A 23,738-nucleotide genomic window follows, 5' to 3' on the forward strand; every position below is an offset into this window, starting at 1 on the left:
CCTATTGATACTGATTCTCAAAATCGTCCGGCTGGAAGGTTCCTGGGCAGGTGTACTCAGTCGAGCAGCAGCGCCGGCTCCTCGATGATCGACGCGACGTCCGCCAGGAACCGGCTCGCGACGTCGCCGTCCACCACGCGGTGATCGAAGGAGGCGCCGAGCGTCGTCACGAACCGACTGCGCACCTCGCCGTCGACGACCCACGGCTTCTGCTTGATCGTGCCGAGCGCGACGATGCCGACCTCGCCCGGGTTGAGGATCGGGGTGCCGGTGTCCATGCCGAAGACACCGATGTTCGTCACCGTGATCGTGCCGTTCTGCTGGTCGGCCGGCGGCGTCTTGCCGTCGCGGGCCGTGAGCGTGAGGGTCTCGAGGGCTCGTGCCAGTTCGAGCAGGCTCATCGCCTGCGCCTCCTTGACGTTCGGGACGATCAGTCCGCGCGGTGTCGCGGCGGCGACGCCGAGGTTCACGTAGTGGCGGACGATGATCTCCTGGTCGGTCCACTCGCTGTTGACCGTGGGGTTGCGGCGGACCGCCCAGATCATCGCCTTGGCCATGATGAGCAGCGGCGAGACCTTGACGCCGGCGAAGTCCGTCGAGTTCTTCAGGCGCTTGACGAACTCCATCGTGCGCGTCGCGTCGACGTCGACGAAGAGGGAGACGTGCGGCGCGGTGAAGGCGCTGCGGGTCATGGCCGTCGCGATGGCCTTGCGGACGCCCTTGACCGGGATGCGCTCCTCGCGCTCGTCGGCCCACTCCGGCGTCTCGATGTTGCGGAACACGCTCGCCTGGCTGGCCTCGCGGATGACGTCGTCGCGGGTGATCTCACCCGCGAGCCCGGTGCCTTCGATGGCCGTGAGGTCGACCTCGAGGTCCTTCGCGAGCTTCCGGATCGGCGGCTTGGCGATGACCGGCAGCGCGGACGCGGCGGGGATGCTCGACGGCGGCTGGCGGCGCACGGGCGGCTGCGGGGTGACGGCCGGGCTCGCCGGCTCGACGACCGGCGTCGCGCCACGGCCACGGCGACGGCTCGAGGTGCTGCCGGCGCTGCCGTACCCGACGAGCACGGCACCAGGGCGCGGCTCTTCGGCAGGAGAGACGCTCGCTGCGGTGTCGGCGGCCAGCGTGGCCTCCTCCGACTCGACGACCGCCGGTGCGGGCACGGTCGGCTCGGCGGTCGCTGCCCCACCACCGGTGCTCACGCTGATGATGGGCGTCCCGACATCGACGGTCTGGCCCTCCTCGACGAGCAGAGCGCCGACAGTGCCGGCGAACGGCGACGGGAGTTCGACGAGCGACTTCGCGGTCTCGATCTCGACCAGCACCTGGTTGACCGAGACGGCGTCGCCCGGCGCGACCTTCCATGCGACGATCTCGGCCTCGGTCAGGCCTTCGCCGACGTCCGGCAGTTCGAACTGGAGATCACTCATCGTGGTTCCTCGTCTTCCTTCGGTGTTCAGTACGCCAGCGAGCGATCGACGGCCTCGAGGATGCGGTCGGCATCCGGGAGGTAGACGCCTTCGAGCTTCGCCGGCGGGAACGGGGTGTCGAACCCGGACACCCGAAGAACGGGTGCCTCGAGCGAGTAGAAGGCACGCTCGGTGACGGTCGCCGCGATCTCCGAGCCGACGCTCGTGAAGCCGGGCGCCTCCTGCACGTAGACGAGGCGGCCGGTTCGGCGGACGGATTCGACGAGCGGGTCGTAGTCGATGGGCGACAGCGAGCGCATGTCGACGACCTCGACGCTCGTGCCCTCGGTGGCGGCCAGTTCAGCCGCCTGCAGCATGACGCTCACGATCGCGCCGTGTCCGGCGAGGGTGACCTCCGTGCCGGTGCGGACGATGCGGCTGCCGTGCAGTGGCGCGGCCGAGCCGTCGAGGTCGACCTCGCCCTTCGGCCAGTAGCGGCTCTTCGGCTCGAGGAAGACGACCGGGTCGTTCGAAGCGATGGCCTCCTGGATCATCCAGTAGGCGTCGTTCGGGGTCGACGGGCTGACGACGCGGAGGCCGGCCGTGTGGGCGAAGTACGCCTCGGGGCTCTCCTGGTGGTGCTCGACCGCGCCGATGTGTCCGCCGTAGGGGATCCGGATGACGACGGGCATCTGCAGCTTGCCCTCGTGCCGGTTGGTGAGCTTCGCGAGCTGCGTCGTGATCTGGTTGAAGGCCGGGAACACGAAGCCGTCGAACTGGATCTCGCACACCGGACGGTAGCCGCGCATGGCGAGACCGATCGCGGTGCCGACGATGCCGGACTCCGCCAGCGGGGTGTCGAGGACGCGGTCGCCGCCGAACTCGGCGTGCAAGCCCTCGGTGACGCGGAAGACGCCGCCGAGCGGGCCGATATCCTCGCCCATCAGCAGGACCTTGTCGTCCTCGGTCATCGCCTTCCGGAGGCCTGCGTTCAGCGCCTTGGCCATCGGCATGGTGGTCGTCGTCATGCGTTGCCTCCTTCGAGCGAGGCCTCGTAGCGTTCGAGCCAGGCCTGTTGCTCGACCATGAGCGGGTGCGGTTCGGAGTAGACGCCGTCGAAGATGACCTCTCGGCCGGGCGCTTCGAGGGCGAGCGTGCGGACGCGGGTGTCCTCCGCGAGTGCAGCAGCCTCCTCGTCGACCTCGGCGAAGAACGCGTCGGAAGCGCCGAGACCCTGGAGGTACGTCTTGAACCGGACGATCGGGTCGCGGGCGATCCAGGACTGGAGTTCGTCGTCGGTGCGGTACTTGGTCGGGTCGTCGCTCGTGGTGTGGGCGCCGACGCGGTAGGTCATCGCCTCGATGAGGCTCGGGCCGTGGCCGGCGCGGGCGTCGTCGAGGTGCTTCGCCGCCGTCGCGTAGCTCGCGAGCACGTCGTTGCCGTCGATGCGGACGCTGTCGAGGCCGAACCCGGCTGCGCGCTGGTAGAGCGGCTCGCGGGCCTGGCGGGAGACGGGGACGGAGATGGCCCACTGGTTGTTCTGCAGGAAGAACACCTGCGGCGTCTGGTAGCTGGCGGCGTAGATGTACGCCTCGTTCGCGTCACCCTCGGAGCTCGAGCCGTCGCCGAAGTAGACGAGCACGGCCGTGTCGCGGTCGGGGTCGCCGGTGCCGACGGCCTTGTCGAAGTTCAGGCCCATCGCGTAGCCGGTCGCGTGCAGGGTCTGAGCGGCGAGCACGAGGGTGTACAGGTGCATGTTGCCGTTGGACGGATCTGCCGGGTCCCAGCCGCCGTGCGTGTTGCCGCGCATGAGGCGGACGATGTCGATGGGGTCGACACCGCGGATCATCGCGACGACGTGTTCGCGGTAGGAGGGGAAGATGTGGTCCTGGGCTCGCGCCGCACGCGCCGAACCGACCTGTGCCGCCTCCTGCCCGTGACTCGGCGGCCACAGCGCCATCTGACCCTGGCGCTGCAGGTTCGTCGCCTCGATGTCGAAGGCGCGGACGTTCGCCATGTCGCGGTAGAACTGCTGCAGGTCGGTCTCGGTCAGGCGATCGAGGAACGGCTGATAGCGCTCCGCGTGTTCGTTCGGCGCGAAGGTGCCGGCCGCGTCGATGAACTGGACGCTGGGCACGGTGGGGTCGTCTCCGGAACGGCTCATCGTGAGCGCACTCCCTCTCGTGTCGGGTGGTCGGCCGGCAGTCCGGCGAGGATCTCTGCAGCGGCGGCGAGGAGCGGTTCGATCGACTCGGCTTCACCGATCGAGATGCGGACGCCGTCGCCGGGGAAGGCGCGGCCGACGATGCCGTGCGCGAGGAAGGTCTCGTTCGCCGCGGCCGTCTGCTCGCCGAGGCCGAACCAGACGAAGTTGCCCTGTGCCGCGGGGATGAACCAGCCCTGCTCGCGGAGTGCGGCGGCGAGGTCGTCGCGTCGGGCGGTGATGACCGCGACGCGGGCTCGGATGTCCTCGGCGTTCGCGAGTCCGGCGATGGCCGCCTGCTGCGCCGGCGCGGTGCTGGAGAGCGGGATGGCCGCGTTGCGGGCGCCGTCGAGGACGAGCTCGTGGCCGATGGCCCAGCCGACGCGGAGGCCGGCGAGTCCGTAAGCCTTCGAGAAGGTGCGGAGCACGACGAGGTTCGGGTGCTCGTCGAGGAGCGGGATGCCGTTGACGGCGTCGTCGTCGGTGACGAACTCGCGGTAGGCCTCATCGAGGAGGACGAGCACGTCCGACGGCACGGAGCGGAGGAAGGCGAGGAAGGCGGCGCGCTCGACGACCGGGCCCGTGGGGTTGTTCGGCGTGCAGACGATGACGACGCGGGTGCGGTCGGTGACGGCTGCGGCCATCGCCTCGAGGTCGTGGGAGCCGTCGGGCCGGTTCGGGACGCGCACGGACGTCGCGCCGGCGACGGTCACGAGACCCGGGTAGGCCTCGAAGGATCGCCAGGCGAAGACGACCTCGTCTCCCGGACCGGCGGTGGCGGTGATGAACTGGCTGAGGAGTGCGACCGAGCCCGCCCCGATGTGGATGCGTTCCGGCGTGACGCCGTTGGCTTCGGCGAGCGCCGTGCGCAACGCGAGTGCGGCGCCGTCGGGGTAGCGGTGGGAGTTCGCAGCCGTGTCGGTGATGGCCGAGAGGACGGCGTCGAGCGGCGGGAACGGGACCTCGTTGCTGGAGAGCTTGAAGGCGTCGGGTGCGGCCGGCTTGCCCTGACGGTAGGGCGGCAGATCTGCGATCTCCGGACGGAGACGGACCGGGCTCCGGCCCGGCTGAGCGGCCGGCTGGGCGGTGGTTGGCAGGTTGTCACTCACTCGACGAGTCTAGGCCGCGAAGGATACCTGCGTCGGAATGCAGTGCGCCGGTCCGAATCGGCCCTTTGCCCGCCGTGGCAAGGGTGGGAGGATTGCCGTCATGGGACGTTTTCTGCTGAACCTGATCGTCAACGGCTTCGCCATCTGGGTCACCACCCTCATCGTCGCCGGTGTGAACGTGACACCGTACGCGCCCGGCGGCACGCTCGAGACGATCCTGACCTTCGCGCTCGTCGCCCTCATCTTCGCGGTCGTGAACACCATCATCGGCTCGGTCATCAAGGTGCTCGCGTTCCCCCTCTACATCCTCACACTCGGCCTGATCGGGCTCCTCATCAACGGGCTCCTCCTCCTCATCACCGCGGGCATCAGCGGCTGGTTCGGCTTCGGCCTGACCGTCGACGGCTTCTGGTGGGGCGTCCTCGGGGCGATCGTCATCTCGATCGTGAACTGGCTGCTCGGCATCGTCATCCGCCCGAAGACGAAGGACTGACACTCAGCTCCACCACCCGGTCACGGGAGGACCTTGTCGGCCCGGTACTGCCAGACCTCCCCGGTGCCGGTGAGCCCGGCGAGGGGGTCGATCGCTGGCGTGAGCCGCTCCTCCGAGGACTGGTCGATGAGGCGCGCCGTCTCCCGGTAACGGTCGAGATTGTGAGCCGGAAGGGGATCGTCACCGGCCGGCGGTGGTCCTCCGTCGTACAACGAACGCTGGACGACGGTACCCCCGTTGAGTGAGTCGCGTCGTTCACCGGAGAGCGCGGGGATGACGTCCTCGGTGTGTTCGACATGGGTGCGCGGGAGGTCGTCCGCGAAGTCGACCGATTCGACCGGCGATCCGAAGGTGACGACCGAGGAGTCGTAGGTACCGCTGGCAGCGATGCGGGACGCGATGATGCCGCCCTGGGAGTACCCGACGTGGAGCACGGAGGCGCCGTCCGGGATACCCGCGAGTCGCATGGCTTGGAGGGTCGCTTCGGCGCTCTCCGCCTCCAGACCTGCGACGGCGTTGACATTGCTGCGGTTGTCGAAGGGCTCGGTCGACGTCTCAGGGAACCCGGTCTCGATGGTTCCACCCGACCAGACGATCCACTGGTCCGCGCCGGAGACGTCCTCGTACCGCTCGATCCTGATCTGCGGGGAGCCCGCTCCCCCGTGCGGCATCCGCTCGACGAGGTCCTCGTACCGGGTCGGAGGTTTCAGGGGCGCCGGAGCGCCCTGGGCCTTCACCTCGACCGTGCGGGCCGGCGCCGCGGGAGTGAGGAGGCCGGCACGGTCGACTCCGCGCAGTGCGACCGCGGCTGCGAACGCCACCCCGGTGATGCCCTCCTCGCTCAGACGGTTCGCGTCGAGCATCGCCGGCAGACCGAACGCGCTGATCATGAACTCGTCGGAACCCGATACGACTCCGCGCACGAGGGCGACGAACGCGGGTGACGACATCAGCTCACGCGCAGTCTTCGCCGAGACCTCATCGAAGCCGTCCTGCAGGTCCGAGGACAGCAACCCCAACACTCCGCGGAACACGGTCCTGATGAGCGTCACCTCTACAACGGCGGCGAGGACACCGAGGGAGATCAATGGGGAGGCTCCCAGGACCCATCCCGCGGCGCCCCCGGTGAACGTGAACAACGATTGGACCATCCGCTCGAGCTCTCCGTACTGCTCCGCCCCGACGATGAGATGCCCGCCCAACCGGCTCGCGTCGTCGCTCGCACGCCGCAAGCTGATGGCGGCCTTCGCAGCCGCCCCGCTTCCCGCCCCCGCATCGGCTTGGGGAACGATCGTCGGGCCGACGGGCACCAGGGACACGTCGTCGGTCGACACCGATTCCACGCGGTCGGCCCAGCTCGCGCAGGCCTCGCCGAGTTCGAGGAGCAGCGCGCCGAGGAGCAGGTGATCCTCAGTGGCGACGGCTACGACGCCTCCTCCTCGGATGGTGAGGTCGTCGCTCATCTTCCACTCCCGTCGGCGATCGACGATGCCGCCCCACGAGCGCTTCGGAGTCCCTCATCGAGTGCAGAGGCCGATTGACGAAGCACTGCGGTCAGTTCGTCCGCGGACCAGGAGAACTGCACGGCTGCTGGACCGACCCACTCGAGACCGCTGCGCGCTTGCGCGAACCTGAGGATCTCCGGCTCCAGTTCGAGCAGGACGTCCTCGAGACATCGAGCGCGCCCCTCGAGTATCGAGGCAACCTCCTCTGCCGTCGACTGCGACGGGAAGCCCATCGCCAACGGGTCGTACTCCAACGCCATGTCCCCTCGCCCTCCGCCCGCCCACCGCCGGCATCACGCTCGACTCTGCCCAACCGGCGGAGCGGTCACGCCGGCACACCGTGCTGATGTGGAGGAAGCCGACCGGAGTGGGACTGTGGAGCGGAGTCAGCTGAGAACGGTTCGACGGCTCGGGCGCGGTCGGCCAGAATAGACGCATGAACACCCTCGGGGAGGCCGACCCCGGCACGACCCCGTTCCGCGTGTGCTTCGTCTGCGCGGGCAACATCTGTCGATCCCCGATGGCCGAGAGCGTCTTCACCGACCTCGTCGCGGCCGCCGGGCTGGAGCGGGTCGTGGAGGTCTCCTCCGCCGGCACCGGCGACTGGCACGTCGGCGAGCACGCCGACCACCGCACGGTCACCGCGCTGCGAGCGCACGGCCACGACGCCACCGCCCACCGGGCCAAGCAGTTCGACCCCGACCGCTTCGACAGCTACGACCTCGTCGTCGCCCTCGACCGCAGTCACGAACGCATCCTGCGGGCCTGGGCGGGCAACGACGCCGACCGCTCCAAGGTGCACCTGCTCCTGAGCTTCGACAGCACCTCCGGGACCCGCGACGTACCCGACCCCTATTACTCGGACGCCCAGATGTTCGAGACCGTCCTCGGCATGATCGACCATGCCTGCAGATCCCTCTTCCACCAGCTCGAACCAGCACTGACCCAGGGAGCCACCCCATGACCGAATTCCCCGCCCAGCCGCTCAGCCCGCTCGACGGTCGCTACCGCCCCGCCGTGACGGCGCTCGGAGAGTACCTCTCGGAGGCCGGCCTGAACCGCGCCCGCGTGCAGGTCGAGGTCGAGTGGCTCGTCTACCTCACCGAGCACTCCATGTTCGGCTCCTCCCCGCTCACCCCGGCGGAGATCGAGCAGCTCCGCGCGCTCTACCTCGACTTCGGCCAGGCCGACATCGACTGGCTCGCCGAGAAGGAGGCCGTCACGCGTCACGATGTGAAGGCCGTCGAATACCTCGTGCGCCACCGCCTGTCCGAGCTCGGTCTCGACCGCATCGCCGAACTCACCCACATCGCCTGCACGAGCGAGGACATCAACAACCTCTCCTACGCGCTCACCGTGTCGCAGGCCGTCCGCGCCATCTGGCTGCCGAAGCTGCGACTCGTCCTCGACTCCCTGCGCACCAAGGCCGTCGACTTCCGGGCCGTCCCGATGCTCGCCCGCACGCACGGCCAGCCGGCGACGCCCACCACGATGGGCCGCGAGCTCGCCGTCACCGTCTACCGACTCGAGCGCATCGCCCTGCAGATCGAGGCGAACGAGTACCTCGGCAAGTTCTCCGGCGCGACCGGCACCTTCGCCGCCCATGTCGTCGCCGATCCCGACGCGGACTGGCCCGCCATCTCGCGCGAGTTCGTCGAGGGACTCGGCCTCGACTGGAACCCGCTGACGACGCAGATCGAGTCGCACGACTGGCAGGCGGAGCTCTACGGCAAGATGTCCCACGCCAACCGCGTGCTGCACAACCTCGCCACGGACATGTGGACGTACATCTCCATCGGCTACTTCCGGCAGATCCCGGTCGCGGGCGCCACCGGCTCGTCGACCATGCCGCACAAGGTCAACCCGATCCGCTTCGAGAACGCCGAGGCCAACCTGGAGCTGTCGAGCGCGATCCTCGACTCCCTCGCCGCCACCCTCGTCACCTCGCGACTCCAGCGCGACCTCACCGACTCGAGCGCCCAGCGCAACATCGGTGTCGGGTTCGGCCACTCGCTGCTCGCCCTCGACAACATCCTCGGCGGCCTCGGACAGATCGACCTCGCGGAGGACGTGCTCGCCGCGGACCTCGACCACAACTGGGAGGTGCTCGCGGAGGCCATCCAGACGGTCATCCGCGCCGAGGTGACCGCCGGTCGCTCGAGCATCGAGGACCCCTACGCGCTCCTCAAGGAGCTCACGCGCGGCAAGCGTCTCGGGCAGGCGGAGCTCGTCGAGTTCGTCTCCAAGCTCGACATCGGCGACGCCGCGAAGCAGCGCCTGCTCGAGCTCACCCCGGCAACGTACCTCGGGCTCTCCGACGACCTGGTGGACTACCTGCCGTAGCCGGTCGGTGCTCGTTCGCCCAGGAATGGGCGAACGAGCACCGGGTCGCCCAAGAATCGGCGAATGAGGCCGGAGGTCAGTGGCCGGAGGGGCGCGGCGGACGCTTGTCGTCGCCGTCCTGCTCGTCGAGGTCGAGCTTCTCCTGGAAGTCGGGCTTCACGGCGAGCGCCAGCATCGCGAGGACGACGAGCGAGGCGATGAACGCGATGCCCAGGCCGATGAGCGACAGGACGATCTCGCGGGTCGACATCAGGACGACGACGCCGGTGAAGACCCCCATGACGCCCGAGAGCACGAGGAGCTCGATCGGCCGCAGGACGTCGTCGCGGTTGGGCTTGCTCATGATGCGGCTCCAGCCGTGCCGGTGGTGTCGTCGGTGGCTGCGCCGGTGACCGGGCGCTTGCCCGCCCACCGCAGCGACAGTCCGCCGATGACGAGGTAGACGCCGATGATCGCGGCGTATGCTCCGACGAGGCCGACGACGACGATGTCCGCACGGAGGACACCCTCGACACCTCCCGGGGCGGCGAATCGCTGCTCGAGTCCGGGCGGGACGAGGAGCGTCGCGATGGCGAGCAGCACCGTGAAGGCACCGACCGCGGTCCAGTCCTTCGCCGCGGCGAGGCGTCCGCGCCAGCGGATCCCGCTGTACAGCTCGAGGAATCCGGTGAGGGCCGCCCACAGGGTGACGACGTAGAGGAAGATGCTCAGCCCGCCGCCGCTCACGAGCAGCGAGAAGACGCCGGTCACGACGCCGATGACGCCCTGGCCGAGGAAGAACGCGCGCGTCACGGTGTCGGAGAAGTTCGGGAACGCGAAGGCGCCGACGATCGCTCCGGACAGCAGCGTGAAGACCCCGAAGACCACGAGGCCGAACTGCGAGGAGTGGCCCTGCGTGAAGGTGACGACCCCCGCCGTGGCGAGCGCGATCACCGCACGCAGGATCGGGACCATCCAGTACCGATCGTGCTTGGCGCCGTCGAACGGAATGCTGGGCACGGTGAACGTCTCATCTCTTGCAGGAAGTCCCCTCCAGCTTACGCGGTCCTGCGGGCGACGCGGACCGGGGTCAGGGTGCCCTGGGTGGGACCGACAGGCCCGCGGCGAGTTCCACGAAGACGGCCGCAGCATCGGCCCGATCCCGGGTCAGCAGTGACGCCTGCCCAGCCCAGAAGCCCTGGAGGTCCGCGACGCCCCGCTCGGAGGCGACGGTGCGGAACCGACCGGTCAGCCAGTTCTGGACCGGGAACGGGGCGGCGAACCCCGACGCCTCGATCTCGCGTAGCACCCGGTTCGGGACGCCCCGGCCGAGCCTGCCGCTCATCGCGCGCGTGAGGACGGTACCGTCGGCGGGCGTCGAGACGATGGCCGCCCGATGCTCGGCCGTCGCAGCGGAGACGCTCGTGCGGAGGAAGGCGGTCCCGACCTGCACGCCGGCGGCGCCGAGCGCCCGTGCGGCGGCGACACCACGTCGGTCGGCGATACCGCCGGCGGCGATCACCGGGACGTCCAAAGCGTCGACGAGTTGCGGGATCAAGGCGACCAGGCCGACGAGGGAGTCCTCGGCCGCTCGCAGGAACGAGACGCGGTGGCCGCCGGCCTCCATGCCCGTGCCGACGACGACGTCGACGCCGCCCTCCTGCAGGGCGAGCCCTTCGGCAACCGTGGTCGCCGACCCGACCACGACGATGCCCCGCTCGTGCGCCGCGTCGACCACCGGCCGCGGTGGAACCCCGAAGACGAAGCTGACCACGGCGGGCCGCGCGTCCAGGACGGCCGCGATCTGCTCGTCGAACGGCGGCACGTACCGGGCCGGGCGAGCGGGCAGCTCGAGCGACAACTCGTCGAACACGGGTCGAAGCGCCTCGACCGCGGCTGCGAAGGACGCCTCGGAGTCGTCGGGCGACAGCTCGTCTCCACGCGGCAGCCACAGGTTCAGCGCGAAGGGCGCCGCGGTCCGCTCGCGGAGCGCCGTGACCGTCCGCTCGATGCGCTCGGCGTCGTAGCCGTACAGACCGAAGGAGCCGAGGCCGCCCAGCTCACTCACCGTCGCGGTGAGTTCGACGGAGGACAGGCCTCCGAAGGGGCCGAGCACGATCGGGACGTCGACAGGAAGGGCGCGCACGCCACCAGTATGTCCCTCGCCTCTTGCGGGCGAAACCGGATCGAAACATGATGGACATCAAACAACTCACTTTGAGCTGTTTACTGAGTGCATCGACGCACGCCCGCAGAGGAGTTCCACCGCCATGACCCTGACCATCGCCGGACTGCAGCACCACGGCGTCCCCGGAGACGTCGAGGCGAACCTCGCGCTCGTCGCCGACGCCGCCCGACAGGCATCGGATCGCGGCGCGGATCTGCTCGTCACCCCCGAGATGTTCATCACCGGCTACAACCTCGGCGACCGCCTCGCCCCACTCGCCACCCCGGAGCTGGTCGACCGGGTTGCCGCCATCGCTGGCGAGACCGGGATCGCGATCCTCGCCGGCCTCCCCGAACCGCTCCCCGGTGGAGCCGTCGCGAACGCCGTCGTCCTCGTCGGTCCTGACGGGACGGAGCTACTCCGCTACCGCAAGACGCACCTGTTCGGCGAGCTCGACCGACAGCTCTTCGTAGCCGGTGACACCCTCGCACCGACCGTCGACCTGGGTGGCGTCCGCGTCGCCGTCCTCATCTGTTATGACGTCGAGTTCCCCGAGACCGTCCGCGCGGCGGCCCTCGACGGTGCTGACGTCGTGATCGTCCCCACCGCGCAGATGGAGCCGTACGCGCACATCGCCGAGCGGCTCATCCCGGTGCGCGCCTGGGAGAACCAGGTCCACCTCGTCTACGTCAACCGCGTCGGCTCCGAAGGGGACCTCACCTACGTCGGCCGCAGCAGCATCGTCGGCCCGGACGGCGTGGTCCTCGACGCGCTCGACGCGGACGCCGTCGGTCTCATGATCGCCACGATCGATCCCGAGGCCACCAAGCGCGCCAGGCAGGAGAACCCCTACCTCGCCGACCGCCGCGCCGAGCTGTATTGAAGGACCCCGTCCCTCCTCCCCTCCCCCTCCGAGTCCCCCGACTCCCCTGGAAAGTGACCTCATGACCGTGAACCCCATCGCCGAGCCGCGTCAGCGCCTCGACGGCCAGCTCGGTACCGGCTCCATCGTCTTCATGGTGATCGCCGCCGCCGCACCACTCACCGTGATCGGCGGCAACGTCCCCATCGCGATCGGCACCGGCAACGGCGCCGGAGCCCCGATCGGCTTCGCCCTCGCCGCCGTGATCCTCCTCGTCTTCTCCGTCGGCTTCGTCACCATGACGCCGTTCGTCCGCGAGGCGGGCGCGTTCTTCTCCTATGTGACGGCCGGACTCGGCTCGCGCCTCGGCCTCGGTTCCGCGTTCACCGCACTCGTCGCCTACACGGCGATCCAAGTGGGCGTGTACGGCTACATGGGGTGGGCGCTCGACGACCTCGTCACGTACTTCGGCGGCCCGAGCCTGCCCTGGTGGCTGTACTCCTTCGCGACGATGGCGATCGTTGCGGTGCTCGGCTACCGGCACATCGACCTGAGCGCGAAGGTGCTGGGCATCGCACTGACGCTCGAGATCCTCGTGGTCGTCGTGCTCGACGTCGTCATCTTCGCGACGGGCGGTGCGGACGGCATCGCGGTCGAGACCTTCGACCCCGCCAACATCTTCACCGGTGGGATCGGCGTCGCCGTGCTCTTCGCCCTCACCGGTTTCATCGGATTCGAGGCGACCGCGGTCTTCCGAGACGAGGCGCGCAACCCGGAACGCACCATCCCGCGAGCAACGTACCTGGCCGTCGTCATCATCGGTGTGTTCTACGCCATCTCCTGCTGGGCGCTCGTGACGGGCGTCGGCGCGGGGAACGCCGTCGCGGTCGCCCAGCAGACGCTCGCCGGCGAGGGCAACCTCCTGCTCGATACGACGACGACCTACCTCGGCCCGATCATGCGCGATGTCGTCCAGGCGCTGCTCATCACGAGCCTGTTCGCGTGCGTGCTGTCCTTCCACAACGTCATCGGGCGCTACCAGTTCACACTGGCGCAGAAGTCGGTGCTGCCCGCCCGCCTCGGCCGGCGCCACCCCGCACACCACTCCCCGTCGACCTCCTCGATCGTGCAGACGGTGACGGCGGCCATCGTCCTCGCAGCACTCGCACTCGCCGGCCTCGACCCGCTCGTCGGGGTCTTCGGATCCATGGCCGGGGTGGCGACCGTCGGGATGGTGCTGCTCATGCTGACGACCTCGATCGCCGTCCTCGTGTTCTTCGCGCGCCGACCCGAGCTGGTCGCCGGCCGCATGTGGGGTGCGCGGGTGTTCCCGATCCTCGCGGTGGTCGGACTCGCGTTCGCGCTGTGGCTCGTGCTGTCGAACTTCACGCTCGTCACGGGCGGAAGCGTCACCGTGAGTGTCGTGCTCGCCCTCATCCCCGTGGTCGCCATGCTGATCGGTATCGTGTTGGGGAAGCGGTTCCCCCTGGACGCCGAGCCGGACGGCGCGGTGAGCGAGGCGACCGCCGACCAACCGACCGCCGGCTGAACCAGGGTCGCGGAGTCGATCAGCGACGAGACGAGGGTGCCATGGATCTGGGTTCGCCCTCACTCGGAGCGATCCGACGCACGACCGCCGTCGACACCGTCCGCGCGCGGATCTCGCTGGCGCTGGAGCTCGGGATGCTGGTGCCCGGCCAACGGCTCCCGGCACCCGAGGAAGCGGCTCGAGCGTTCGGGGTCAGCGAGATGTCGGTGCGGCGCGCGTATCGGGCGTTGAGCGACGAGGGCGTCGTGGTCCGGCGGCAAGGCAACACGGGCGGCACGTTCATCGCGGATGCGCCCGCGGTGGGCACCGTGCCCGAGATCGCCGCCTACCGCGAGGACGCCGTCCACGTGCACACGCTCATCGACCAGCGCGCGACGCTCGAAGCCGGGCTGGCGGCGCTCGCAGCCACCGAACCGGAGGCGTCGTCCCTGCATCGACTCGACGACCTCGTGACGACCATGCGGACGGAGCCGGACTGGAGCCGGTTCCGCGAGGCCGACGCCGCGTTCCACGCCGAGCTGGCGGTGTCGGCGGGCGTGCCGGGCGCGGCCGACCTCCATCACCGCGTGTCCCGCGAGCTGTACTCCTACTTCATCCCCTACCGGATCGAGTACCTGCGCGCGTCGAACGAGGAGCATGCCCAGCTCGTCGACGCCCTCCGCATCGGCGATGCGGCAGCAGCGAGTCGCGTGGCGTTCGACCACGTCGCGGAGCTCCACCGCTCGATGTACGTCGGCCTCGCGGGCCCAGGATCCACCGAGAGTGCGCAATCCGCTCTCTGAACGGCTCGGCAAGGACCGAACGCGCACTCTCGGTGGGCACTCTGTGGAGAGCGACAGCGAGCGTCCGAGTGAGGTCGGCACGATGGGTCGATGTCCCGCCATCGCCCGCTCCCGCCACGGCTCCGCGGCACGGCGTTCGCGGTCGGCGACCGCGCGCTGCACGGCGAGACGAACGGGAGACTGCGCGGCAGTGATCTCGAGGCACCGTTCTGGGGTGTGCGCTCGGTCGACGTCGACCTGGGTGACGTCTTCGGGCGCTGCGCGGCGTTCTCCCCTCGGCTCCGACCAGGGTGGGTCTTCAGCCATCTCACTGCGGCGGCGCTCCTCGGCGCCCCGCTTCCGAACTCCTGCACGCACGCCACGGACCTCCACATCGGCGCGCTTCACGGAGTGCAACCTGCGCGTGGCCGAGGCGTCGTCGGTCACCGGCTTGCCGAAGCGACCCGCACGACACAGGTCCGAGGCTTCACCCTCACCGCCCCGGCCGACACGTTCGCGCTCCTGGCGACGATGCTCGAGCTGCCCGACCTCGTCGCTGTCGGCGACTTCCTCGTATCGGGGTCGCGATCTCGAGGCGGCTCGCGTGTCGACATACACACGACGATCGACGAGCTCGCTGCTGCTGTAACCGCCTACGGCTCTCGTCGGTCGGCTCGGCTTCTCCGCGCTGCCCTCCCACTCGTCCGCATCGGCGTCGACTCCCGTCCCGAGACACACTTACGACTCGCGCTCATCGACGCGGGCATCCCCGAGCCGAGCGTCAATCCACCCGTGCAGGTGGACGGGGGTACCGCGGTACTCCATCCGGATCTCGCCGAACCGCGCCTCCGCATCGCGTATGAATACGAAGGCGACCTGCACCGAACTAACCAGCAGCGATTTCGAACCGACATCGTTCGCAGGGAACGGTTCGAGGCGGCCGGGTGGCGGGTGGTCCGCGTCACTGCGCACGACCTCTTCGCCGACCGCGCATCATTCATCGCTCGGGTCCGGCGACTTCGGAGGCTCGTCGAAAGTGCTCATTCCGCTCGCTGATGCCGCCCGAGAGCGCAGAACGAGCACTCTCGGCGAGGCGTCACGGCTGGGGCCGGAAATCCGACATGCGCCGTACTAAGGCATAGTGGGGACGGGTTCACCCCCGCCGCGAAGGAGTGAGAGCATGATCGACAAGGCCTCGATACAGGACTTCCCGCCGATGACGGCATCGCTGCTGGCGGATAATTCCGGCGTGTTCCGCGTCGGCACCGCCGAGCAGTACCTGACCGCCACCGACGAGGGAACGGCCCGCCGCCAGCTCGTCGAACTGATGCAGGCGGAGGCCCGGAAGTCGGGTCGACCGATCCGCGTGACGGTGACCGACCCCACGAGCGTCACCGTGCTCCTCATCGGTGTCGACGGCGAACTGCAGGAGGAACCGCAGTCCACAGCGCCCGCGCGCACCGCGCAACGGTCCACGCCACCGCCCACAGTCGCGCAACGGGTGCCGCTCATCCAGGCGCCGCCGCCCACACCCTCGCAGCCGGCACCCGCGCGCCCGGCCCCGGCTCAGCCGCCGACACCGCCCCGTGCTGCGCCCGTCCAGCCGTCGACACCTGCGCCGGTCCCGGCGCAGCCCACGCCGCCGGTCTCCGCCAACCCGCAGGCGACCGCGACGCCACAGCCCGTCCCGCCGCAGCGCCCGACCGTGCAGCAGCCCGCGTTCGGCACACCGCCGTTCCAGCCGGTCTCGAACCAGCCGAACGCGCAGCAACCGGTGCCGTCGCAGCGGGCGGTCCCGGTCCAGCAGTCGGTGCAGGCACCGCCGGTCGCGCCCGCGCAGCAGCAGCAGCCCCCGGTCCCACAGCAGCAGCAGCAGGCTCCGGGCCAGCCGACCGCCCCGGCTCGACGAGACCTGCGCGATGCGCCCTCGTTCCTCGCGCCACCCACGATCGGCCCGGCGCAGCACGGGCTCGCCGGCCTGCTCAACAAGCTCGGCTTCTCGGTGCCGCCGTCCGCGAGCGAGCGCGCCGAGCGTGACGACGTCCACGCCGTGTCACGCCACTTCCCGAGGCGTCGCACCATCTCCGTCGCGAACCAGAAGGGCGGCGCCAACAAGACGCCGACCGTCGTCAACCTGTCGTCCGTCTTCGCCCGGTACGGCGGTGGCGGCGTCGCGGCCTGGGACAACAACGAGACCATGGGCACGCTCGGCTGGCGGACCGAGCAGGGCGGCCATGATTCGACCGTCCTCGACCTCCTCGCCGCGGCGAGTGACCTCCTCTCCCCCGGCGCCGAGCGAGCCGACCTGTCGCGGTTCGTCCACCACCAGCCCGGCGACAAGTACGAGGTGCTGCGATCCGCGGCCGACGGCGAGCATGTGGTGACCGCCGACGAGGTCGACCTCGTCCATCGCGTCCTCGCGAAGTACTACCGCCTGATCGTCATGGACTCGGGCAACTCTGCCGGTGCCCCCAACTGGCGGCGCATGGTGGAGCTGACCGACCAGCTCGTCATCCCGACCACGACCGTCGAGGACAAGAAGGAGGGCGCGCGGCTCACCCTCACCGCCGTCAGCCGCGTGAGCGAGCGCGGTGCTGAACTCGCGCGCAACGCCGTCGTCATCGTCTCCGAGGCCGAGGCCAAGGACACGTCGATCGCCAACGCGTACGCCGAGGACTTCCGACCCTACGTGCGCGACGTGGTCGTCGTCCCCTTCGATCCCGCCTTGAAGAACGGCGTCATCCGTCACGACGCCCTGCGGTCGAGCACGCAGCGGGCGTGGCTCGCAGCGGCAGCCGCGGTGTCGCGCGGACTCTGACCGGGCCATGACGCAGGGAGCATCGGAGACCGGCATCACGCGGGCGGCCGCGCTCGGCGACTACCTCAGGGCTCGTCGAGGACTGGTCCGACCGGAGGACGCGGGGTTCGTCCCGGAGGACGGGCGGCGGGTCGCCGGACTCCGACGCACCGAGGTGGCAGCCCTCGCGGACGTCAGCGCCGACTACTACCTCCGCCTCGAGCAGGGGCGGGATCAGCGCCCGTCGGAAGAGGTGCTGGCGGGCATCGGTCGGGCCCTTCGACTCGACGAGCACGCCGTGGACTACCTCTTCCGGCTCGCCTACGACGTGGACCTCTTCCCGGCCGAGCGCCGACCGTTGGACGCCGGCACGCCCGCACCGGCCGGACGATCCGTCCCGGACACGACACTCCTCGACCACTGGTCCGACACCGGGGCGTACATCACCGACGGCAACCGGGACGTCGTCGCATCGAACGCGCTCGCGCGACGCATCGGCGGCGGCCTCCTCGACGTCGGGCAGAACGACGTGCTCGGGTACTTCGACGATCGGGTGCGTTCCATCGCCCCTGAGTGGGAGGTGAGCGCCCCTGCCGTGGTCGCAGCACTCCGCTACAGCAGCGATCCGAGCAGCCCTCGATTGCAGACGATCGTCGAGGAGCTCACCGCTCGCAGTCCGTTGTTCGCCCGCCTCTGGGCTCGCCATGACGCCCGTCCCCTCGCCGGCGGTCCACTTCGGGCCTCGATCGACGAGTTCGGGACCGTCGAGCTGCAGTATCAGCACCTCCTCGTCCCCGACTGGCCCGGTCATCAGTTGACGACGGTCTTCGCAGAGCGCGGCTCCCCAGGGGCCGCGGTGCTCGCCTACCTCGCCGCCCGGGCCGACTGACCGCCATCCGGAGCGATGACCGGCGCACGCTGACCGAGGTGGGCCGGCGGGCACCGGAGGGGTAGCCGACGGCGGTCGCAGCGCCTACCGTGGACGCATGATCGCGAACGAGGGCGTGCGTGAGCGCCGGGACCGGATCAGGGACTTCATCGACTCGTGGCGAGAGGTACCCGTGGTCCTCTGCGACCGCACGCTGGACGTCCTCGAGGCGAATCCGGCGGCGGCACGCTTGACGCCGGCGTTCCACACCGGCGTCAACCTGGCGCGCTTCGCGTTCCTCTCCCCCGACCGGGTCGTCGGCGATCCGCTGTGGACCCGGATGTCCGAGACCACCGCGGAGCTCCTCAAGCGGTCGGTCGAGGAGCACGATACGGATCGTCCGGCGGCTCGGATCATCGGTGAACTCTCCGCGAAGTCTCGCGACTTCGCTCAGACCTGGGCCTCGGGCGACGGGCACTCCGGGACGTCGGGCCCCATCGTCTTCCCCACGCCGGCCGGGGAGGTCCGGATGGTCTACAACGTCTTGAACGCGCCCGGGCCCGAGGGCGACCTGCTGCTGGTCTTCGTCCCGTCGGGAGCATCGTCCCGGGCGCGGCTGAAGCGGCTGTCCGAGGCGGTCTCGCCGGACGAGCCCTCCACCTCGAGCGATCCGTTGCCCTCCCGCTGAAGCTCGTCCCGAGCTGCGAGGTAGGCGATCGCCGCCGCCGCAGCTGAGCCTGGCTCGTCGAAGAACACCGTGAGGAACTGGTCCGTGTGCGGGACCTCGAAGGTCTGCGCCCGGAAGTCGACCCAGCCGAGCGGCTCGATGAACGTGCGCGTCCGCCGGGACATCTGCGGTTTGACGAGGTGTTCCGCCCAGATCGTCCGGAACACCGGGTGCCGTGCCGAAAGCATCCCGACGATCTCCTGGAGGCGCGGATCGTCCGGTCGGCCGTAGTAGCGGAGCGGGGCGGTGAGGTCGCGGAGGGTCCCTTCCCACTCCCGGTGCATGCGCTCGTACTCCGGTGCGTCGGGCGACGTGGTGCCTCGGAAGTCGGCGTACTGCTCGAAGGCCGAGACGAGCAGGTTGACCCCGGGGTCGAGCATGCCCGGCGGCACCCATGCCCGCGCGAGCGCGTTCGCGGCGACGACGTACTGATTGTCGTCGCTGACGTAGGCGGGCGTACCGGACCAGTGCGCGAGGAGCCGGGCGACCCGGTCGTCGAGTCGCGTCGACCGGTCGTCGACCGCGCGCATGAACGGCCTCGGGCTCGCCAACCGGAGCAGGTATCGGCGTCCACTGTCGTCCAGCAGCAGGGCACGGGCGAGCCCGAGGAGGACCTGCTCCGACGGCCGCCGCACACGACCCTGCTCGATCCGCAGGTAGTACTCGGGGCTGATGCTCGCAAGGTGCGCGACCTCCTCGCGGCGCAGGCCCGGCACCCGTCGGGACGTGTCGGCGCCGATGCCGACCTGCTCTGGCCGCACGAACTCCCGGCGCGCGCGGAGGAACTCGCCGAGAGCATTCGAAAGCCGAGTTGGTGACATCGCCGCGTCCTCCGGAGAGCGAGTGGGATCGACGCCAATCCTCCCCTAGCAAGCTCGTCCGTATGCATCCTTCCGCGGCCGATCATGGGTCGTTTCTGGACATGTCGACCGACGATCGGTCATTCGCTGAGCCTGACCCTGCGCGTCCCACCCGGTCGCCGCCCGACGTCACTATCGTGGTCGCATGGTTGAGCGCGGACCCGCCGATCGGCTCCCTCAGGACCTGGTCGATCTCGTCGACTCCTGGTCGACCGTCCCCGCGTTCGTCCATGACCGCCACTTCACGGTGCTGCACGCCAACCCCCTCGCCCAGGCGTTGTCGCAGGCCTTCCGTCCAGGAGCCAACCTGCTGCGCTCGACCTTCCTCCGCCCGGAGGTCCTCCGGGCGAGTCCCGACCCCGGCCTCGTCACCGAGCATGTGGTGGGCGAACTCCGGAAGTCGCTCGGCACCCACGAGTGGGACGCGATCTTCGAGGGCCTCGTGGACGAACTCCGCTCCGGGAACAGCCGCTTCGCTGAGGCCTGGGCCGGGCTGGAGCCGGGCCTCCGACCCGATGCGGCCGAGTCGTTCACCTTCGACCGCCCGGATCTCGGGCGTCTCGAGCTGCGCTACCTCCAGTTGGAGGTCCCCGAGCACTTCGGCATGAGTCTCGTGGTCTGGCGAGCGTGCGACGAGGCTTCGGCACGGCTGCTCGCGGTCCTCGCCGGGCAGTCCCCCGACCGGACCTGACGAGCGGGCCGCCACGATCCGACCGCCGACGGGCACGATCTCGTCATCCGTCGGAAGGGTTGTCGTGCCGTCCCTGCTGGGCTGGAGACGATCCAGGCCGCAGGGCGGCGGAGCGAGGAGGACACCATGGATTCGACGGACGACACCGTCCCGCACCACGAGACCCCGAGTCTGGGCAACCCGGATCTTCCGGCGGAGGGCGAGGTGAACACGTTCCGCCACCCGCAGAGCACGCAGATGACCGGCCCGCAGAACCCGGCAGTCGCAAGCCAGTTCCCGAATCAGATCGACGCTCCGGGAACCGACATCAGCACGCAGGCGTTCTTCTGGTCGTCCTTCAACATCTCGCCCCGCCGTGTGCAGGATGGCGGGTGGGCGCGCGAGGTGACGAAGCAGGACTTCGCGATCTCCGACGAGATCGCCGGCGTGAACATGTACCTCGAGTCAGGCGGCATCCGCGAGCTCCACTGGCACCAGACGGCCGAGTGGGCCGTCATGACCCGTGGCAGGTGCCGGGTCACCACCCTCAGCCGATCCGGGATGCCCAGCGTCGAGGACGTGGAGGAAGGCGATCTGTGGTTCTTCCCCGCCGGGACGCCGCACTCCCTGCAGGGGCTGGGTCCCGACGGCGCCGAGTTCGTGCTCGCCTTCGACGACGGCGACCAGTCGGAGTCCAACACCCTGCTGCTCACGGACTGGTTCGCCCACACGCCGCCGGACGTGCTGGCGAAGAACTTCGGGGTGGCCCAGGAGACCTTCGCGGACATCCCGCTCCACAACCTCTGGATCTTTCCCGGCGACGAGCCCGGCCCGCTCGCCAAGGACCAGGAGGACGCCGGAGTCGAGTGGGGAGCGTCGGAACCGATCATCTTCCGACTGTCGCGGTCCAAGCCACTCCACCGGAACAGCGGCGGGAGCATCCAGATCGCGGACAGCACCAACTTCCCGCTGTCGCAGTCGGTCGCCGCAGCGCTCGTGACGGTGGAACCCGGGTCGATGCGCGAGCTGCACTGGCATCCCAACGCCGACGAGTGGCAGTACTACCTGCGCGGATCCGCCAGGATGACCGTGTTCAACACCGGACCCCACGCGAACACGACCGACTTCCGCCCCGGCGACATCGGCGTCGTGAAGAAGAACCTCGGACACTACGTGGAGAACACCGGTGACGACGTGCTGCAGTTCCTCGAGGTGTTCCGCACGGACCGCTACGAGGAGGTCTCCCTCGCGAACTGGCTGGCGCACGTGCCGCCGTCGCTCGTCGCCGCACACCTGAACATCGACGAGGCGACCCTGGCGACCTTCCCCCGGGAAGCGCAGGGGATCACGCCGCTGCGTCCGTGATCCGGGCAGGGTGGCTCTCGGCGGGCCACGCTCGCCCAGGGCCATCCGTCCTAGCTTGAGCGGGACACCACTCGTTCAACCGCGCGGAGGCACCGATGAACAGCGAACGCAGCACGATCGAACCGGCCGAGGGCTCCTGGTCCATCTCGGACGACCGGGCGTTCGTCCTCATCGACATGCTCAGCGACCACCGGGATCGGCGGCGCCACGCGCTCAGGACCGCGCGCTCGAGGCGCTGGCTCGACTCCTACGGTGAGGTGGTCGTGCGCTCGGTGCTGCTCGGGACCACGAGCACGATGGAGCGGGACGAGTACGCGCGGGCCCTCCGTCACGACGGCCGCGACCACACGCTCGTCCTCGATCACGTCGGCGGCTTCGTCCTCGTGACCTCCGAACGACGCGCCGCCTCGCCCGTCGACGAGTGGGTCCGCTCCGTCGCGCCGGCCGGTGTCCGCATCTCCGCGATCGGTTCGGCCGTGCTGCACGCGGACGAGGACGACCTGCTCGGCGTCGTCGACGAGGCGCGCACCGCTGCCGAGATCGTCGGTCAGGTCGGGGACGCGCTCGGGTCGACCCGCGCGGAGGATCTCGGCGGATGGCGACTCCTGCACGCGATCGGTGGCGGGCCGCAGCTCGTGACCTCGGCGTCGCCGGCGGCCGACGAACTCTGGCACGCGGATCCCGTGCGTCGGGAGACGGTGGAGACCTACCTCGACTCCGGGTGCAACGTCGTCGTCGCGTGCGAGCGGCTCCACATCCACCGCACGACGCTCTACTACCGGCTCGACACCATGCCGGAGGTCGTGCGCGACGCGCTGGCCGACGGCTTGAAGCGGAGCACGCTGCACCTGTCGCTGAAGCTGCTCCGCCTCTGGAACGACGTCCCCACCGCGTCGGAGCGGTCGTCCGCGTCCAGCCGACGCCGACGTGTTCCGGAGACCCGTACCGTCGCCCCGGTGCGGCAGCTGCACCCGCAGACCGCTGGCACCGAGTAGAGGTCGACGTGACCAGTTCAGCACGACGCGTCCCGATCGAGCCTCAGGCCGTGGACGCGCCGCTCAGCGGGACCGCCGTCTTCCTCGTGCTCACCGTGCGCGACGCGGTCGGCGCGATCGACACCGTCCGCAGCACCCTGGCGGGTGTCGCCGATGTCCTGAAGAACGTCGCCTTCCGCGACCTCGACGCCGCCCTGTCCTGCACCGTCGGGATCGGCGCGCGCGTCTGGGGTGAGCTCACGCGCGGTCCCGCACCGAGGGAGCTGCATGTCTTCCCCGCGGTCGTCGGCGACCGGCACACCGCGCCCTCCACGCCCGGCGACGTCCTGCTCCACATCCGCGCTGCGAGACGCGACATGTGCTTCGAGTTCGAGCGGCAGCTCCTGGACCTGCTCGGCGACGCCGTCGAAGTCGTGGACGAGACGGTCGGCTTCCGGTACTTCGACGTCCGCGACCTGCTCGGCTTCGTCGACGGCACGGCGAACCCCGTCGGGCAGGACCTTCCCGACGCCACGCTCGTCGGTGACGAGGACCCGGCCTTCGCCGGTGGCAGCTACGTCGTGGTGCAGAAGTATACGCATCCGCTCGACCGCTGGCGCGCGCTCACCACGGAACAGCAGGAGGCGATCATCGGCCGCACGAAGGCCGACAACGTCGAACTCGACGATGCGGAGACCGGCCAGAAGTCGCACAAGACCCTGTCCACGATCGTCGTCGACGGTGCCGAGCACGACATCCTCCGCGACAACATGCCGTTCGGGAGCCCGGCCGGCGGCGAGTTCGGCACCTACTTCATCGGGTACGCCCGACGGCTCTGGGTCATCGAGCGGATGCTCGAGCGCATGTTCATCGGTGACCCACCGGGACTCCACGACCGACTCCTCGACTTCTCGACCGCCCGGACGGGCTCCGTGTTCTTCGCTCCGAGCGCCGCGTTCCTCGAGGCGATGGACGACGATCCGGCCCCGTCCGGCCCCGCTGATCCGGCGAGCGCCGTCACCCCTGCCTCGCCGCCCGAGCCCGCCGACGGTTCCCTCGGTCTCGGCTCGCTCCAAACCGCTCCCGAAAGGACGTGA

Annotated in this window: 23 protein-coding genes and 1 pseudogene; 14 read left to right on the forward strand and 10 right to left on the reverse strand. The window is 69.8% G+C overall.

The window, feature by feature from the left end:
* Positions 1–56: 56 nt before the first annotated feature.
* Genes ACLIME_RS13030 through ACLIME_RS13045 form a run of 4 tightly spaced genes read right to left on the reverse strand, consistent with a single transcriptional unit; the run spans position 57 to position 4,721 of the window.
* On the reverse strand, positions 57–1,430 hold the full coding sequence (locus ACLIME_RS13030) for a dihydrolipoamide acetyltransferase family protein (RefSeq protein WP_124767695.1): 1,374 nt from the start codon (positions 1,428–1,430) through the stop codon (positions 57–59).
* 26 nt (positions 1,431–1,456) lie between these two features.
* Positions 1,457–2,437 (reverse strand): alpha-ketoacid dehydrogenase subunit beta, encoded by a 981-nt coding sequence (locus tag ACLIME_RS13035; RefSeq protein WP_079704170.1) that lies wholly within the window; start codon positions 2,435–2,437, stop codon positions 1,457–1,459.
* A complete protein-coding gene (locus ACLIME_RS13040) occupies positions 2,434–3,573 on the reverse strand; it encodes a thiamine pyrophosphate-dependent enzyme (RefSeq protein ID WP_411557174.1) in 1,140 nt (379 codons plus the stop codon). Before ACLIME_RS13040 ends, ACLIME_RS13035 begins: the two co-directional genes overlap by 4 nt.
* Complete coding sequence (locus ACLIME_RS13045; protein ID WP_241160968.1) at positions 3,570–4,721, reverse strand: histidinol-phosphate transaminase; 1,152 nt, start codon at positions 4,719–4,721, stop codon at positions 3,570–3,572. The genes ACLIME_RS13040 and ACLIME_RS13045 overlap by 4 nt, the downstream gene beginning before the upstream one ends.
* A gap of 100 nt (positions 4,722–4,821) precedes the next feature.
* Here ACLIME_RS13045 and ACLIME_RS13050 point away from each other — a divergent pair, with 100 nt between their 5' ends.
* Positions 4,822–5,214: a phage holin family protein gene (locus tag ACLIME_RS13050; RefSeq protein ID WP_191939856.1), complete on the forward strand. Its 393-nt coding sequence runs from the start codon at positions 4,822–4,824 to the stop codon at positions 5,212–5,214.
* 20 nt (positions 5,215–5,234) lie between these two features.
* Here ACLIME_RS13050 and ACLIME_RS13055 read toward each other — a convergent pair whose 3' ends face one another.
* Together ACLIME_RS13055 and ACLIME_RS13060 are read right to left on the reverse strand one after the other, a co-directional pair.
* Positions 5,235–6,677, reverse strand: coding sequence for a hypothetical protein (locus tag ACLIME_RS13055; RefSeq protein ID WP_411557175.1), 1,443 nt, complete (start codon positions 6,675–6,677; stop codon positions 5,235–5,237).
* On the reverse strand, positions 6,674–6,979 hold the full coding sequence (locus ACLIME_RS13060) for a hypothetical protein (protein ID WP_124767699.1): 306 nt from the start codon (positions 6,977–6,979) through the stop codon (positions 6,674–6,676). Before ACLIME_RS13060 ends, ACLIME_RS13055 begins: the two co-directional genes overlap by 4 nt.
* A 176-nt stretch (positions 6,980–7,155) precedes the next feature.
* On the opposite strand from ACLIME_RS13060, the gene ACLIME_RS13065 reads away from it, so the two are divergent.
* Together ACLIME_RS13065 and purB are read left to right on the forward strand one after the other, a co-directional pair.
* Positions 7,156–7,683: a low molecular weight protein-tyrosine-phosphatase gene (locus tag ACLIME_RS13065; protein WP_079704175.1), complete on the forward strand. Its 528-nt coding sequence runs from the start codon at positions 7,156–7,158 to the stop codon at positions 7,681–7,683.
* Positions 7,680–9,062, forward strand: coding sequence for an adenylosuccinate lyase (gene purB / locus ACLIME_RS13070; protein ID WP_411557176.1), 1,383 nt, complete (start codon positions 7,680–7,682; stop codon positions 9,060–9,062). The genes ACLIME_RS13065 and purB overlap by 4 nt, the downstream gene beginning before the upstream one ends.
* A gap of 76 nt (positions 9,063–9,138) precedes the next feature.
* Here the strand turns inward: purB and ACLIME_RS13075 are convergent, their stop codons facing one another.
* The 3 genes from ACLIME_RS13075 to ACLIME_RS13085 all read right to left on the reverse strand — a co-directional run bounded on the left by ACLIME_RS13075 (position 9,139) and on the right by ACLIME_RS13085 (position 11,187).
* Positions 9,139–9,405 (reverse strand): hypothetical protein, encoded by a 267-nt coding sequence (locus ACLIME_RS13075; RefSeq protein ID WP_056010480.1) that lies wholly within the window; start codon positions 9,403–9,405, stop codon positions 9,139–9,141.
* Positions 9,402–10,061 carry a hypothetical protein gene (locus tag ACLIME_RS13080; protein WP_192003894.1) on the reverse strand — a complete coding sequence of 220 codons (660 nt, stop codon included), beginning with the start codon at positions 10,059–10,061 and terminating at the stop codon, positions 9,402–9,404. Before ACLIME_RS13080 ends, ACLIME_RS13075 begins: the two co-directional genes overlap by 4 nt.
* A 70-nt stretch (positions 10,062–10,131) precedes the next feature.
* A complete protein-coding gene (locus ACLIME_RS13085) occupies positions 10,132–11,187 on the reverse strand; it encodes an NAD(P)H-dependent flavin oxidoreductase (protein WP_411557177.1) in 1,056 nt (351 codons plus the stop codon).
* Between the two features lie 124 nt (positions 11,188–11,311).
* On the opposite strand from ACLIME_RS13085, the gene ACLIME_RS13090 reads away from it, so the two are divergent.
* The 7 genes from ACLIME_RS13090 (at position 11,312) to ACLIME_RS13120 (ending at position 18,733) form a co-directional block, all read left to right on the forward strand.
* On the forward strand, positions 11,312–12,091 hold the full coding sequence (locus tag ACLIME_RS13090) for a carbon-nitrogen hydrolase family protein (RefSeq protein ID WP_411557178.1): 780 nt from the start codon (positions 11,312–11,314) through the stop codon (positions 12,089–12,091).
* A 61-nt stretch (positions 12,092–12,152) separates the two neighbouring features.
* A complete protein-coding gene (locus ACLIME_RS13095) occupies positions 12,153–13,619 on the forward strand; it encodes an APC family permease (RefSeq protein WP_411557179.1) in 1,467 nt (488 codons plus the stop codon).
* A 41-nt stretch (positions 13,620–13,660) separates the two neighbouring features.
* Positions 13,661–14,401: a FadR/GntR family transcriptional regulator gene (locus ACLIME_RS13100; RefSeq protein WP_411557180.1), complete on the forward strand. Its 741-nt coding sequence runs from the start codon at positions 13,661–13,663 to the stop codon at positions 14,399–14,401.
* Positions 14,402–14,491: 90 nt separating this feature from the next.
* On the forward strand, positions 14,492–15,436 hold the full coding sequence (locus tag ACLIME_RS13105) for a hypothetical protein (protein ID WP_411557181.1): 945 nt from the start codon (positions 14,492–14,494) through the stop codon (positions 15,434–15,436).
* A gap of 124 nt (positions 15,437–15,560) precedes the next feature.
* Positions 15,561–17,198 carry a chromosome partitioning protein ParA gene (locus tag ACLIME_RS13110; RefSeq protein ID WP_411557182.1) on the forward strand — a complete coding sequence of 546 codons (1,638 nt, stop codon included), beginning with the start codon at positions 15,561–15,563 and terminating at the stop codon, positions 17,196–17,198.
* 7 nt (positions 17,199–17,205) lie between these two features.
* Positions 17,206–18,066 carry a helix-turn-helix transcriptional regulator gene (locus tag ACLIME_RS13115; protein WP_124767706.1) on the forward strand — a complete coding sequence of 287 codons (861 nt, stop codon included), beginning with the start codon at positions 17,206–17,208 and terminating at the stop codon, positions 18,064–18,066.
* A 97-nt stretch (positions 18,067–18,163) separates the two neighbouring features.
* A complete protein-coding gene (locus ACLIME_RS13120; RefSeq protein ID WP_411557183.1) occupies positions 18,164–18,733 on the forward strand; it encodes a hypothetical protein in 570 nt (189 codons plus the stop codon).
* Positions 18,734–18,819: 86 nt separating this feature from the next.
* Here the strand turns inward: ACLIME_RS13120 and ACLIME_RS13125 are convergent.
* A pseudogene (locus ACLIME_RS13125) lies at positions 18,820–19,593 on the reverse strand (helix-turn-helix transcriptional regulator); the annotation flags it as partial.
* A gap of 184 nt (positions 19,594–19,777) precedes the next feature.
* Between ACLIME_RS13125 and ACLIME_RS13130 the strand changes: the two are divergent.
* From ACLIME_RS13130 to ACLIME_RS13145, 4 genes are all read left to right on the forward strand, one after another.
* Positions 19,778–20,323 (forward strand): hypothetical protein, encoded by a 546-nt coding sequence (locus ACLIME_RS13130; RefSeq protein ID WP_411557184.1) that lies wholly within the window; start codon positions 19,778–19,780, stop codon positions 20,321–20,323.
* 126 nt (positions 20,324–20,449) lie between these two features.
* Entirely contained in the window at positions 20,450–21,667 is a 1,218-nt protein-coding gene (locus ACLIME_RS13135; RefSeq protein ID WP_159876330.1) for a cupin domain-containing protein, read from the forward strand.
* A gap of 95 nt (positions 21,668–21,762) precedes the next feature.
* Positions 21,763–22,662, forward strand: a complete 900-nt coding sequence (locus tag ACLIME_RS13140; RefSeq protein WP_411557185.1) for a helix-turn-helix domain-containing protein — start codon at positions 21,763–21,765, stop codon at positions 22,660–22,662.
* An 8-nt stretch (positions 22,663–22,670) separates the two neighbouring features.
* Complete coding sequence (locus ACLIME_RS13145) at positions 22,671–23,738, forward strand: Dyp-type peroxidase (protein WP_411557186.1); 1,068 nt, start codon at positions 22,671–22,673, stop codon at positions 23,736–23,738.

This window comes from Plantibacter sp. MPB07 (genome assembly GCF_046619465.1).
GTDB classification, from domain to species: Bacteria; Actinomycetota; Actinomycetes; order Actinomycetales; family Microbacteriaceae; genus Plantibacter; species Plantibacter auratus.

Bases quoted from the DNA above. Each gene is read 5' to 3' on its own strand.
- ACLIME_RS13030 (WP_124767695.1), bottom strand. From the start codon at position 1,430: ATGAGTGATCTCCAGTTCGAACTGCCGGACGTCGGCGAAGGCCTGACC.
- ACLIME_RS13035 (WP_079704170.1), bottom strand. From the start codon at position 2,437: ATGACGACGACCACCATGCCGATGGCCAAGGCGCTGAACGCAGGCCTC.
- ACLIME_RS13040 (WP_411557174.1), bottom strand. From the start codon at position 3,573: ATGAGCCGTTCCGGAGACGACCCCACCGTGCCCAGCGTCCAGTTCATC.
- ACLIME_RS13050 (WP_191939856.1), top strand. From the start codon at position 4,822: ATGGGACGTTTTCTGCTGAACCTGATCGTCAACGGCTTCGCCATCTGG.
- ACLIME_RS13055 (WP_411557175.1), bottom strand. From the start codon at position 6,677: ATGAGCGACGACCTCACCATCCGAGGAGGAGGCGTCGTAGCCGTCGCC.
- ACLIME_RS13060 (WP_124767699.1), bottom strand. From the start codon at position 6,979: ATGGCGTTGGAGTACGACCCGTTGGCGATGGGCTTCCCGTCGCAGTCG.
- ACLIME_RS13065 (WP_079704175.1), top strand. From the start codon at position 7,156: ATGAACACCCTCGGGGAGGCCGACCCCGGCACGACCCCGTTCCGCGTG.
- purB (WP_411557176.1), top strand. From the start codon at position 7,680: ATGACCGAATTCCCCGCCCAGCCGCTCAGCCCGCTCGACGGTCGCTAC.
- ACLIME_RS13075 (WP_056010480.1), bottom strand. From the start codon at position 9,405: ATGAGCAAGCCCAACCGCGACGACGTCCTGCGGCCGATCGAGCTCCTC.
- ACLIME_RS13090 (WP_411557178.1), top strand. From the start codon at position 11,312: ATGACCCTGACCATCGCCGGACTGCAGCACCACGGCGTCCCCGGAGAC.
- ACLIME_RS13095 (WP_411557179.1), top strand. From the start codon at position 12,153: ATGACCGTGAACCCCATCGCCGAGCCGCGTCAGCGCCTCGACGGCCAG.
- ACLIME_RS13100 (WP_411557180.1), top strand. From the start codon at position 13,661: ATGGATCTGGGTTCGCCCTCACTCGGAGCGATCCGACGCACGACCGCC.
- ACLIME_RS13105 (WP_411557181.1), top strand. From the start codon at position 14,492: ATGTCCCGCCATCGCCCGCTCCCGCCACGGCTCCGCGGCACGGCGTTC.
- ACLIME_RS13110 (WP_411557182.1), top strand. From the start codon at position 15,561: ATGATCGACAAGGCCTCGATACAGGACTTCCCGCCGATGACGGCATCG.
- ACLIME_RS13115 (WP_124767706.1), top strand. From the start codon at position 17,206: ATGACGCAGGGAGCATCGGAGACCGGCATCACGCGGGCGGCCGCGCTC.
- ACLIME_RS13120 (WP_411557183.1), top strand. From the start codon at position 18,164: ATGATCGCGAACGAGGGCGTGCGTGAGCGCCGGGACCGGATCAGGGAC.
- ACLIME_RS13130 (WP_411557184.1), top strand. From the start codon at position 19,778: ATGGTTGAGCGCGGACCCGCCGATCGGCTCCCTCAGGACCTGGTCGAT.
- ACLIME_RS13135 (WP_159876330.1), top strand. From the start codon at position 20,450: ATGGATTCGACGGACGACACCGTCCCGCACCACGAGACCCCGAGTCTG.
- ACLIME_RS13140 (WP_411557185.1), top strand. From the start codon at position 21,763: ATGAACAGCGAACGCAGCACGATCGAACCGGCCGAGGGCTCCTGGTCC.